This window comes from Mesorhizobium silamurunense (assembly GCF_014843825.1).
Classification (GTDB): Bacteria; Pseudomonadota; Alphaproteobacteria; order Rhizobiales; family Rhizobiaceae; genus Mesorhizobium; species Mesorhizobium silamurunense.
Window position 1 is genome coordinate 1 of the sequence record NZ_JHQR01000342.1, and the last position, 9641, is coordinate 9641.

The 9641-nt window shown below is 61.8% G+C and carries 18 protein-coding genes; 9 read left to right on the forward strand and 9 right to left on the reverse strand.

Going from position 1 to position 9641, the window contains the following annotated elements; translation table 11 throughout:
* The first annotated feature begins 248 nt into the window (after positions 1 to 248).
* Together DH10_RS31960 and DH10_RS31965 are read left to right on the forward strand one after the other, a co-directional pair.
* Entirely contained in the window at positions 249 to 458 is a 210-nt protein-coding gene (locus DH10_RS31960) for a cold-shock protein (protein WP_192257789.1), read from the forward strand.
* Between the two features lie 100 nt (positions 459 to 558).
* Positions 559 to 801: a hypothetical protein gene (locus tag DH10_RS31965; RefSeq protein WP_246506713.1), complete on the forward strand. Its 243-nt coding sequence runs from the start codon at positions 559 to 561 to the stop codon at positions 799 to 801.
* A gap of 16 nt (positions 802 to 817) precedes the next feature.
* Here the strand turns inward: DH10_RS31965 and DH10_RS31970 are convergent, their stop codons facing one another.
* Entirely contained in the window at positions 818 to 1024 is a 207-nt protein-coding gene (locus tag DH10_RS31970) for a hypothetical protein (protein ID WP_192385737.1), read from the reverse strand.
* 424 nt (positions 1025 to 1448) lie between these two features.
* Here DH10_RS31970 and DH10_RS31975 point away from each other — a divergent pair, with 424 nt between their 5' ends.
* Both DH10_RS31975 and DH10_RS31980 read left to right on the forward strand, forming a co-directional pair.
* Complete coding sequence (locus DH10_RS31975) at positions 1449 to 2504, forward strand: sensor histidine kinase (RefSeq protein WP_192257423.1); 1056 nt, start codon at positions 1449 to 1451, stop codon at positions 2502 to 2504.
* A 427-nt stretch (positions 2505 to 2931) separates the two neighbouring features.
* Complete coding sequence (locus tag DH10_RS31980; RefSeq protein ID WP_192257421.1) at positions 2932 to 3291, forward strand: SPW repeat protein; 360 nt, start codon at positions 2932 to 2934, stop codon at positions 3289 to 3291.
* On the opposite strand, the gene DH10_RS31985 is transcribed toward DH10_RS31980, so the two are convergent.
* Positions 3270 to 3566 carry a hypothetical protein gene (locus DH10_RS31985; protein WP_192257419.1) on the reverse strand — a complete coding sequence of 99 codons (297 nt, stop codon included), beginning with the start codon at positions 3564 to 3566 and terminating at the stop codon, positions 3270 to 3272. The genes DH10_RS31980 and DH10_RS31985 overlap by 22 nt on opposite strands.
* Here DH10_RS31985 and DH10_RS31990 point away from each other — a divergent pair.
* Positions 3541 to 3696, forward strand: a complete 156-nt coding sequence (locus DH10_RS31990; RefSeq protein WP_192385739.1) for a hypothetical protein — start codon at positions 3541 to 3543, stop codon at positions 3694 to 3696. The genes DH10_RS31985 and DH10_RS31990 overlap by 26 nt on opposite strands.
* A 75-nt stretch (positions 3697 to 3771) precedes the next feature.
* Here DH10_RS31990 and DH10_RS31995 read toward each other — a convergent pair whose 3' ends face one another.
* Complete coding sequence (locus DH10_RS31995; RefSeq protein ID WP_192257417.1) at positions 3772 to 4239, reverse strand: Lrp/AsnC family transcriptional regulator; 468 nt, start codon at positions 4237 to 4239, stop codon at positions 3772 to 3774.
* A 142-nt stretch (positions 4240 to 4381) separates the two neighbouring features.
* Between DH10_RS31995 and DH10_RS32000 the strand changes: the two genes are divergently transcribed.
* Together DH10_RS32000 and DH10_RS32005 are read left to right on the forward strand one after the other, a co-directional pair.
* Positions 4382 to 5137 carry a tryptophan 2,3-dioxygenase family protein gene (locus tag DH10_RS32000; protein WP_192257415.1) on the forward strand — a complete coding sequence of 252 codons (756 nt, stop codon included), beginning with the start codon at positions 4382 to 4384 and terminating at the stop codon, positions 5135 to 5137.
* A 289-nt stretch (positions 5138 to 5426) separates the two neighbouring features.
* Positions 5427 to 5846, forward strand: a complete 420-nt coding sequence (locus tag DH10_RS32005) for a DoxX family protein (RefSeq protein WP_192257413.1) — start codon at positions 5427 to 5429, stop codon at positions 5844 to 5846.
* Positions 5847 to 5860: 14 nt separating this feature from the next.
* On the opposite strand, the gene DH10_RS32010 is transcribed toward DH10_RS32005, so the two are convergent.
* From DH10_RS32010 to DH10_RS32030, 5 genes are all read right to left on the reverse strand, one after another.
* Positions 5861 to 6166, reverse strand: coding sequence for a hypothetical protein (locus tag DH10_RS32010; protein ID WP_192257411.1), 306 nt, complete (start codon positions 6164 to 6166; stop codon positions 5861 to 5863).
* 62 nt (positions 6167 to 6228) lie between these two features.
* Positions 6229 to 6771, reverse strand: a complete 543-nt coding sequence (locus tag DH10_RS32015; RefSeq protein ID WP_192385740.1) for a hypothetical protein — start codon at positions 6769 to 6771, stop codon at positions 6229 to 6231.
* 210 nt (positions 6772 to 6981) lie between these two features.
* Positions 6982 to 7395: a hypothetical protein gene (locus tag DH10_RS32020; RefSeq protein ID WP_192257407.1), complete on the reverse strand. Its 414-nt coding sequence runs from the start codon at positions 7393 to 7395 to the stop codon at positions 6982 to 6984.
* Between the two features lie 100 nt (positions 7396 to 7495).
* Positions 7496 to 7765, reverse strand: coding sequence for a hypothetical protein (locus DH10_RS32025; protein ID WP_192257405.1), 270 nt, complete (start codon positions 7763 to 7765; stop codon positions 7496 to 7498).
* A 193-nt stretch (positions 7766 to 7958) separates the two neighbouring features.
* Positions 7959 to 8267: a hypothetical protein gene (locus DH10_RS32030; RefSeq protein ID WP_192257403.1), complete on the reverse strand. Its 309-nt coding sequence runs from the start codon at positions 8265 to 8267 to the stop codon at positions 7959 to 7961.
* Between the two features lie 4 nt (positions 8268 to 8271).
* On the opposite strand from DH10_RS32030, the gene DH10_RS32035 reads away from it, so the two are divergent.
* Complete coding sequence (locus DH10_RS32035) at positions 8272 to 8412, forward strand: hypothetical protein (RefSeq protein ID WP_192257401.1); 141 nt, start codon at positions 8272 to 8274, stop codon at positions 8410 to 8412.
* A gap of 188 nt (positions 8413 to 8600) precedes the next feature.
* Here DH10_RS32035 and DH10_RS32040 read toward each other — a convergent pair whose 3' ends face one another.
* Positions 8601 to 8927 (reverse strand): hypothetical protein, encoded by a 327-nt coding sequence (locus DH10_RS32040; protein WP_192257399.1) that lies wholly within the window; start codon positions 8925 to 8927, stop codon positions 8601 to 8603.
* A 520-nt stretch (positions 8928 to 9447) separates the two neighbouring features.
* Between DH10_RS32040 and DH10_RS32045 the strand changes: the two genes are divergently transcribed.
* Positions 9448 to 9641, forward strand: a 194-nt coding sequence (locus DH10_RS32045; RefSeq protein ID WP_281423880.1) for a glycosyl hydrolase 108 family protein, incomplete at its 3' end; no start/stop codon positions are given.

Consider the following 9641-nt stretch of genomic DNA (forward strand, 5'->3'; position numbering starts at 1 on the left):
CCCCGGTTACCTCGATAAGTGCTAGGAGCTTGAAAACAGCAGGAAAAATCCGGCGCTCTGCAAAGTATTGTGCCGGTCTCTCTTGCCGTCATCAAAATTCAGCGCTATATACAGATACATCGATCTTGTTGAACGAACGTTGTTTCCGCGCCGTAGCGCTCTGACGATCTTCCCTCTCAATTTCGAAAAGTGCGGCGCTTGGTCAGAACCAGGCGGCGATAATTTGCGTCGATTTGAAAGGAAATCGCATGAACACTGGAACTGTGAAGTTTTTCAATTCCACCAAGGGCTTTGGTTTTATCGAAGTGGGCAACGGCCAGCCGGACGTGTTCGTCCACATCTCGGCCGTGGAGCGCGCCGGCATGCGTTCGCTGGTCGAGGGCCAGAAGGTAAGCTTTGACATCGTCAAGGATAACCGCAACGGCAAGAGCTCCGCGGAAAACCTCCAGGCTGCCTGATCGCAACGTTTCGAGGTCTTTGACCACGGATGTACTGGCATTGGCCGTCGAGGCGTATGGGAGAAGGTCGGGCTTTGCCCGGCCTTTTTTATTGAGAAAGATGAAAGCAATGAAGCGCATACCGGAACCCGGGCTGTTCAAGCCGAATCCGTCGCGGACCGAGGCGAAGGGTGACATGACCAGTCGTGTCGCTCGGCAGATTGTCGATCTGGAAGCGGCAGCAAGGATTGCCAAGACGGAGCGCCTGCGCGCCGCCAGGCTGGCGCAGGAAGCCGAAGTGCCTGCAGCCGCGCCCAAGAAGCCCGCCCGAAAACGTCAGGCCAAGGGGCTTGACCGGCGGTAGTGGGTCAGTTTGAAATCTAGCCGGTACGTCGGAGCGCGTTGTTCAGGAGCGCGGCCATCAGGCCGTCCTCTGTTTCGATCCCGCTCTCATAGTGCGCTAGGATGATCACCGCCACATCTTCACGTTCGGCGCGGCTCACGATACCAGCGTGGTTGCAATAGGCGTCCAGCACCCGAACCATCATCTCAACAGCTTCAGGGCTCGCCACAACCCCGTGCCTCATGGCCAACTCTCCCTAAGAAGACCATCCACAAAAATGTAATCTCCGTTGGGTCGAGTCAATAAATTTTGAGTTGAACGGATTAGGCCCCAAGGCGCCCTGGTAGGTCGGATATACGCGGTTGCTCGCCGACGCTGTCAGTCGCCGGATCGACAATCGACTTCGCCAACCGGTTTGGGTCGCACGGGCGCTTAGGGTTCGTCTCGGTGACGGCGTTCATGGGCCACGGTCGAGACAGCCACCGTTCCCGATGCCGCGGTGGGCGAGCTGCTGCACCGGGTTCTCGCGGTAAAAGGTTTCTTCCAGGCGAGGCCGGCGTGAGGTCAGAGGATTTCGGTGTGCCGTCGACAGACAAGGCCGAAGGAAGTACTTGTAATTCCAAGGTTTAGGCCGTTGCCTTGATTCAATCGCGCTCTAACTAGTGCCAATGACGACCAGCGGGGGAAGATTTCGACAGGATGCGAGCGCCAATGCGCGGCTAGCTGCCATCATCGATTCCTCGTTCGACGCCATTATCGGCAAGGACCTGAACAGCATCATCACCGACTGGAACCGCGCGGCCGAACGCATGTTCGGCTACAGCGCGGAGGAAGCCATCGGCCAATCGATGCTGCTTCTCATCCCAGAGCATCTGCATGACGAAGAGGCCGACATCATTGGCCGCATCCGCGGAGGCCAGGGCGTGGCGAGCTTTGACACGATGCGAAAGCGGAAGGACGGCTCGCTCGTTGCTGTTTCAGTCACGGTTTCGCCGATCAGGAACCCTTCGGGCGATATTGTCGGCGCGTCCACGATCGCCCGCGATATCACCGCCGCCAAGGAGAGCGAGCGCCGCATCCGGCTCTTGATGCGCGAGGTCAACCATCGCGTGAAGAACCAGTTTGCGGTGATCCTGTCGATGGTGAGGGAAACCAGCAAGCGCTCTGCCAATCCCAGCGAGTTCGAGGACATGATCCGCGCCCGCATTATGGCGCTGTCGCGCTCGCACGATCTTCTGGTCACTTCGGAATGGGCAGGAGCGAGCCTGTTCGACCTCATCCAGGAACATCTGAAACCGTTCGGTCACGAGGAGCGCATTTCGCTCTCCGGTCCCTTGCTGACGCTGCAGTCGAACGCCGTGCAGAATCTCGGCATGGCCTTCCACGAGCTCGGCACCAACTCGTCAAAATATGGCGCGCTGGCGGGCGAGGGCGGTCATGTCGGGATCACCTGGACGGTCGAGACCGGTCCGGAGGCGCAGCGCCGGTTTCATCTTGTCTGGGAGGAGACGTCGAATACCGATACCGGCAACGGCGAGCCTAATGAGGCGGCGCGCAAGGGCTTTGGCACGGTGGTGTTGCAGCGCGTGGCGCCGCAAGCGCTCGGCGGCGCCTCCAGCCTCGAACGTTCGCCTGGCCAGATGAAATGGTCGCTGACGGCGCCGCTCGAGGCCATCGTCGTGCCGCAGCTGGGCGCCGAAAACGGAAGCGATTTCAACGGTTGACAGGCCCGTTCCGTACCTCGAAGGCATTTTCCGCAGGGGGACGACTGGCCCACTCCGGCGTGGATTTTTCGGGCATATCCAGCCTCGTCGTGCCGCCTTCGCTTGGCGACGCTGGGTTGGCACGCCTTCCGTTTCGTCCAGCATCGGTATTGGCGCATAGGTGCGCCGGCTACGCGCGGACAGCCCCATTTTCCAAAAACGCCAAAGTTCGCTGACGGCCTCGACGATCGTCAGGACAACCACGCCGAGCGCGACGAGTTTTGCCATCGAGGGCAGATAGGGAGACGCCACGGCGCATGCAACCCACGGCTGCCGCAGGGTCTGTCCCCTTGCCGGCCCGTAAAAATGTATTACATCAATTAACAGAGCGTGCGTATTGCACGCGAATGCAGTTGCTTTTGGTCAAGCTTCATCGATGGAGGTTGTCATGGCAAGCAAACTGATGGAAGAACGGAAGAGCAAGGACTGGGTTACCCTGGTCCTCGCGATCTGCCTGTTCATCTCACCATGGGTCATCGGATTCACCGCGGCAATGATGCCCGCGTGGAACGCCTGGATTGTCGGCGTCCTGCTCGGTGCGCTTGCCCTGGCAACGCTTTCGGTGTTCGCCGAGTGGGAAGAATGGGTAAATCTGGTCCTCGGGCTCTGGCTGATCGCGTCGCCCTGGCTCCTGGGCTTTGCGGCTGACAGGAATGTAATGATCACACATGTCGTCCTCGGCGTGCTTGTGGTCGCGGCGTCGGCCTGGGCCGTCTGGGACGTCCGTCATCCCCACGCCCACGCGTGAGCGGTGATTGAGCGGGAGCCCGCCGCGCGAGCGGCGAGCTCCTTTAAAAGCAATTCCAGGAAAAGTGCATAGCGGTTTTCCATTCGGAATTGCGTGAAAGACAAAAAGCAATTCCAGGAAATCGCGCTGCGGTTTCCGTAGGAATTGCGCAAAACATAGAGGGGGCATTGGGCTGAACGGGCGGTTGCAGCGGCTTCACGCAATTGCTGCAACGGGAAACCTTTTCGTGCATTCTTGGGAATGGCCTCGATGCTCCAGCCCGATACACCCGCCAAATGCTGCTCCTATTGCGGCGGCCGCGACCATGATTTCGAGGCGTGCCCGAAGCGCAAGGCCGATGCCGAGAAGGAAGAGGCGGCGCGGGAGTCTGAGCCCGCTGTCCGTGCGGAGCCCGGCCTGACCTGACCTCCGAATACTGATTGCAGCGTTTCTTCGCGCCTCCCTCTGTCCTGCCGACGGCTCGATCATTCCGCACCGCGTCTACCTCAGCGCATGCCCCGCCGCTTCGGCAAACGAGATGTCGCCCTTGATCTCGCGCATCGCCATCGAGGTCACGGTGCGGCGCACGCCGGGCAGCCGGCTGAGCTCCTCGCGCAGCATCCTGTCCAGCGCCCGCATGTCGACGGTGACGATCTGCAACAGATAGTCGGCCTCGCCGGTCGTCGCATAGCAGCGGCGGATCAGCGGGTGCTTCTTCACCGCCGCCTCGAAGGCGTCCGACACCTCGAAGTCGATCGAAACCTGGATGAAGGCCTCGATGCCGAAGCCGATCGCCGCCGGATCGATGCGGGTGAAATAGCCGCGGATGACGCCGACGTCTTCCAGCGCCTTCACCCGTTTCCAGCACGGCGTCTTGCTCAGGCCCACCTCCTCGGCGAGCTCGCCGAAGGAGACGCGCGCGTCGCGCTCAAGGGCGGCTACAATTTTGCGGTCGAGCGCATCCAGCATGCTCCGTTCTCCAAAATTCAATGAAAGGCGGTCGATCGTCCTCTAATTTCGATATATTGGATAACAGAAAGGAACAATGTTCAAGCCAAAAGCGCTATCCTTGCCTATCTGTCGAACCATGCCCCGCGCGAGGAGATGAGCCATGGACAAGTCGGATTATCACGCCCGCATCGAGGCGCCCGAAATGCGCGATTACGGCGTCTATCTGAAATGCGACCAACTGCTTTCTTGCCAGAAGCCGCTCGCAGAGATGGTCAATGCCGACGAGCTGCAGTTCCAGATCGTGCATCAGGTCGAGGAACTGTGGATGAAGCTCATCGCCTACACGCTGGTCGACGTGCTCGACCACTTGGAAAAGCAGGACACGCACCGCATCGTCACGCTGATGGGCCGCGTGCACCGGCTGGTGCGCATGATGACGGCGCAGCTCGATTTGCTGGAAACCATGTCGCCCAAGGAATACCAGCAGATCCGCCTCGAGCTCGGCAATGGCAGCGGCCAGGAGTCGCCGGGCTTCAAGCTGATCCTGCGCCTGCCGCCGGACCTCTGGCGGGCCTTCAAGCACTCCTATCTCGACGCCTGCGGGCTCTCCGTCGAGGACGTCTACGATACGCACTACGACCATGGCGACGCCTACGTCGTGGCCGAGGCGCTGATCGAGTTCGACGAGCTGTTCCAGAAATTCCGCGCCAACCACCTCTATCTCATCCACCGCTCGATCGGGCTGGGCGCCAAGTCGCTCAAGGGCCGTCCGGTGGAGATCCTGGAAGGCGGCGCCCGCCACCGCTTCTTCGCCGAGCTGTGGGACATACGCTGTGACATGACCGACCGCTGGGGCGCCGCCTATGGCACCGTGCGGGATTCGATCAGCCATCCCCCGCAGGCGAAGGCCGGCTAAGTTCCTCGCCCCGCGCGAAGCGGGGGAGAGGTGGCGCGGCGAAGCCGCGACGGAGAGGGGACTTCGTAAAGCGCCGAGCTTGGCGGTGGGGCCCGCCGTCCGGCGCGTCGTCCCTGCAATCGCCGGCGCTGTCCGCCTCTCCGGCCGCTGCGCTGCCACCTCTCCCCCGCCTGCGGCGGGGGCGAGGAAAACCAGGCGCTCCAAAAACAAAATTTCCCCTCGCTGTCGGAACCATCGCCCTCCATCCGTCCTTGGAGCACATCAACTGCATCCAACCCGGAGGACAAACGTGGAAACGCAATCGACCTGGCAGACCGCCGCCATTCTCATCGCTCGCCTGATCTTCGCGGCCATGTTCGCGATGGGGGTGGCGTTCAAGTTCATGGATATGGGCGCCACCGCCGGCTACATTGCCGCCGCCGGCTTCCCGTTCCCGCTGTTCCTGGCCTGGTGCGCCGCGATCCTCGAAACGCTGCTGGTGATCGCCTTTCTGACCGGCGCCTTCTTCACCCCGGCGACGCTGATTGCCGCGGTTTACGTGCTCTTCCTCGGCTTTGCCTTCCACGGCCCGTCGCACTGGGCCTCGGACCAGGCCGAGTTCGGCGCCTTCATGTCGCATTTCCCGTTCGCCGCCGGCCTGCTCTTCGCGGCCGTCAACGGACCGGGCAGCGTGCTGTCAGTGCGGCAGGGCTGGCCGGGCAGGGCGTGAGGCGGCCCGCCGCCTCACATCTGATCGTTGTAAGGCTCCTTCATCTGGCCGACCATACGCGCCAGCTTGGAGAAGGACGGCATGTCCGCCTCAGGCTGGCATTGGTTGGCGAGTTCGAGCAGGCGGATCGGGAAATTGACGGCGTCGCGGCTCGACGCCGACATGCCCTCGGACCGGTCCTCGCCGGTCTCGACGGCTTCGGCCTTGCGCAGCGCGATGTCGATCTCCTCGACTGTCAACAGGCCCTTGCGCACCAACGTATGGTTGATTGCGGCTACGGCCATCAGCAGGCCCTCGAGTTGCAGATTGGCGACGTTCATGGCGCTTCCTCCCATTGACCTCGCCTTAAAAACGCACGAACGACGTTTCCGATCCGGGGAAGCTATTGCGGCCTTTTCAGCCTGAGGGCTGCTTGGGTGGCAAGGGCTTTGTTGATCAGCCACTCATCCGAGGGCGCAGTCCAACCGCGGGCCGACGACAGCCGCTGATGGATATGATCACTGAGCAGCCACCGCCTCACCAGGTGAACCGCCGGTGCATCGACATAACTCCAATAGGCGCGCTCGACCGGATCGGCCTCGAACAGGCTGCTCCTCATTAGAAACGTCGCCAGCTGTAATGTTGCTTTCATTGACGGCGCCGCCTGCCATGTATCGAGCATTGCCGACAACCTAAGATCGAGGATGGCGATGCCGCATATCCAGTCCTCAGCATCATCCCCGTTATCGGGATGCCCCTCGATGGCTTGCGACAAGGCCCCGGCGAACAACGCTCGGATCGCTCCACGTTCGGCGTCTGGCCAATCCTGCCACTGGGCCATCTTCAGGCGGTTGGCAATAATCGGCGGATCGGTGCCCCGTCCAAAGCGACTCGCGAACGGCCTGTTCCAGGATGCGCGGCAGAAAATGCTTGTAGTCAGTGACATCGCCGACTGTCGTCATGGCCCAGCCCGCGTAAGGACCGATCTGCTCTCCGGTCAGTTCGCGCAGCGGCGCCGAGGTCAGCGTCGCAAGGATCGCCACGGGATCACGGAGCGCATGGAGGCTACGCGGCGGCGGGTAGGGCGCAAACGCATCGTAGCAATCGTCGATCAGGCGCTGGAGTTCCGGATGCATGGCGGCCACGGGCAGTCACCCTATTCTCTGCCTTGCAGGACACGGACGAAGCGGCTGTTGTCGGCCGTCTGGGAATGGATTCCCTGAATGTCGCGATAGGTAAGCCGGCCGCTTGCCCATGCGTTGAAGAACCGATTGCAGAAGGCGGCTGGAACACGGACGATACTGACGTTCATCAGCTTCGCCACAGTCTGCCTGTCCTCCAAACGGCGCGATCCGATTTGCTTGGTGCAATCGGCGATGATTCCTCGCTTGAAGGCAGGGCTGCCCTGCATCGCCGCTTGCGCAGTGTTCCATTGGCCTTCCTTGGCGCTGGTGCAGCCGGCCAGAAGTGAGGCGCCGAGAAGCACCGCGCCAAAACGCATTTCGAAACGCATCTGTCCTCCTGAAATCAAATCGCGCCCGAACCGAGCAAAATTCCATGACGCGAACAAGGCGGTTCAGATGAACTCCAAGTAAATAGCCGGGTCCACTGCGACAATTTCTCAATGTGCGAAAGCCGCGCCGCGAGCCGACTGCCGGCGATGCATGAACCTAAGCCTCCATCAGGCGCTCGCCATATTCGGTCCAGAGCTGCTTGACCTCGCGGCTGCCGAGCGGCGGCGTCGAGCGGTCGCCATAGGAGATGGCGACGCCGCTCAAGTCGTATTGGCCGTCGGCCTCGGCGATGAAGCGGATGGCTTCGCCGAGCGGCCTCGAATGGAAGATCGGATCCGCCTGGCCCCGGCCCAGGCTGCGAACGCCCGAAATGCTTGCTGGCACATGCCGCATCCGAAAGACGGATGCCATGGCAGGTTTGTCCATGCCCGCTCTCCGCGATTCCAATACGGAATGATTCCATAAGGTCCGGCTAATGACCAGCCCGAGACAACCGGCCACACCAAGCGGGGCGGGACGATCCGAGGAAAAGGCCGGGACGAGGGCCCGGCCTTCCTTACATGTCCGCGAGGCAGCGACGAGACGGCAAAGCCGTCTCGCGCCCAAGCCGTCTCGCGCTTTAGCGATGCCAGCGATGGAACCAGTCGGGGTCCGGCTGCGAGCTTTTGGCCAAGGCAAGGCCGAACAGCACGCCGACCACTCCGCCGAGCGCGACCGCCGTCGAGAAGGTGCCGGGGTTATGCTGCACCGTTTCCGACACGCTATGCGCCTGGCTGCGCAATTGCCTGGCCGCGCGCGAGGCACGATCGGTCGCGCCGGTATACAGATCGGAAGCCCGGTCGGCCGCGCCGCTGTACAAGCCGGAGGCTCGATCAGCCGCGCCTTGATACCAGCCTTGCGCGGCCTCCTCGGCCTGGTCGGAAAGCATACGGTTGAGCCGACTCACCTCGCGCTTCAATTCCGCGATCTGCTTTTTCATCGCCGCTTCGGAAGCCCCTGAAGACCTGGCGTTGCTGCGCGAAGCGCTGCCGCTGCGGGCAGCGCTGCTGCGGGCCGTGCTCGCCGCCGTCTGACTCTTCGAACTTCCGTTCCTTGCGTTGGCCGCGTTGGTTTCGTTGCTCTCGTTGTCTGCCATCGGAGTCTCCTTCCTTGCTTCTGCAACGGTTCACGCCCGAGCCCGGTTCCCTCCACCGTTTAGGAGCACCAAGCCAAAGGCCGCGGAGCGAACTCCGCGGCCCTTCGGTGCAACGAAGCTACGATACTACTTGCCGCAGTGATTATCGTTAACGCTCGGCGCGGTGGTTCCGGGCGACAGGTGACTGGCGTCCGGCTGCGCGCCCTGCGGATTCGCCGGGCAGTTCCGATCGGCATTCGAATTCATGCCGTCCTCATAGGCCGGACCGCCATAAATGCTGCCGGTCGTGCCCGGGTCGATATTGTTGTCGGGATTGGGAACGACCGTCTGGCCGCTGCCGGCGCCGGTCGTATCGTTCGCATTGCCCGAGCCCATATGGCCGGCACTTTGGGCCATCGCCGCCGTGGCAAGACCGATCGTGAGCGCCGAAGCCGCAAGGATGGTTCTAAACATGATTTTCTCCTTTCCAGGTCGTCGCGTCGCGACTAGCGCAGTTCGCCGTCCGAAAAACGCTGAACTGCGCTAACTGTTGGGGTTTGTACAATTCCGGTTGGAAAAGATCATTGAGCGCTTTTCCTGGAATTGTCCTACGGGAACCATCCGAGCCGCCCATGGTTCCGACAAAAATGCCCGCCTGCGGCGACCTGTCCCGGTCGGCATTTTCGCCGGTTGGGCGTTGAGGCGGGGCAAAGATAATAGGAAAATTTGCCTAGAAGGCATTGCTCGGTGAGGGCAGCTATGCTATGATTTTGTCCATGGTGCTGATTTGCGCCGATGACCCGCCACCCGGCGGGTTTTGTTTTTCTTTGCCATCAGCACACAAACTACTGAAACGCTGGCGGGACAGCACTCCCCTCTGGCCTGCCGGCCATCTCCCCCGCAAGGGGGGAGATCAGCAATTCCCACGCTGGCCCCACCTACTGTCTACTGCGCCAACAATTGGCGAAAGCGGCTGCGACATCCGATCTCCCCCTTGCGGGGGAGATATCGGCGTTTCTACTGGGACGCCGTGCTCGGCGCCGAACTCCCCGACGGCGTCGACTGCGCCGTCTTCGATTTCGCCGTGAACAGCGGGCCGGGCAGGGCGGCGAAATATCTGCAGGCCGTGCTCGGCGTTGCACAGGACGGCCGCGTCGGGCCGGCCACGGTCGCCGCGGCCCGGGCGAA

Excerpts from the sequence above, each read along its gene's own strand:
- DH10_RS31960 (WP_192257789.1), top strand. The coding sequence starts at position 249 with ATGAACACTGGAACTGTGAAGTTTTTCAATTCCACCAAGGGCTTTGGT.
- DH10_RS31965 (WP_246506713.1), top strand. The coding sequence starts at position 559 with ATGAAAGCAATGAAGCGCATACCGGAACCCGGGCTGTTCAAGCCGAAT.
- DH10_RS31970 (WP_192385737.1), bottom strand. The coding sequence starts at position 1,024 with ATGAGGCACGGGGTTGTGGCGAGCCCTGAAGCTGTTGAGATGATGGTT.
- DH10_RS31975 (WP_192257423.1), top strand. The coding sequence starts at position 1,449 with ATGACGACCAGCGGGGGAAGATTTCGACAGGATGCGAGCGCCAATGCG.
- DH10_RS31980 (WP_192257421.1), top strand. The coding sequence starts at position 2,932 with ATGGCAAGCAAACTGATGGAAGAACGGAAGAGCAAGGACTGGGTTACC.
- DH10_RS31990 (WP_192385739.1), top strand. The coding sequence starts at position 3,541 with ATGCTCCAGCCCGATACACCCGCCAAATGCTGCTCCTATTGCGGCGGC.
- DH10_RS31995 (WP_192257417.1), bottom strand. The coding sequence starts at position 4,239 with ATGCTGGATGCGCTCGACCGCAAAATTGTAGCCGCCCTTGAGCGCGAC.
- DH10_RS32000 (WP_192257415.1), top strand. The coding sequence starts at position 4,382 with ATGGACAAGTCGGATTATCACGCCCGCATCGAGGCGCCCGAAATGCGC.
- DH10_RS32010 (WP_192257411.1), bottom strand. The coding sequence starts at position 6,166 with ATGAACGTCGCCAATCTGCAACTCGAGGGCCTGCTGATGGCCGTAGCC.
- DH10_RS32015 (WP_192385740.1), bottom strand. The coding sequence starts at position 6,771 with ATGTCACTGACTACAAGCATTTTCTGCCGCGCATCCTGGAACAGGCCG.
- DH10_RS32025 (WP_192257405.1), bottom strand. The coding sequence starts at position 7,765 with ATGGACAAACCTGCCATGGCATCCGTCTTTCGGATGCGGCATGTGCCA.
- DH10_RS32030 (WP_192257403.1), bottom strand. The coding sequence starts at position 8,267 with ATGCTTTCCGACCAGGCCGAGGAGGCCGCGCAAGGCTGGTATCAAGGC.
- DH10_RS32040 (WP_192257399.1), bottom strand. The coding sequence starts at position 8,927 with ATGTTTAGAACCATCCTTGCGGCTTCGGCGCTCACGATCGGTCTTGCC.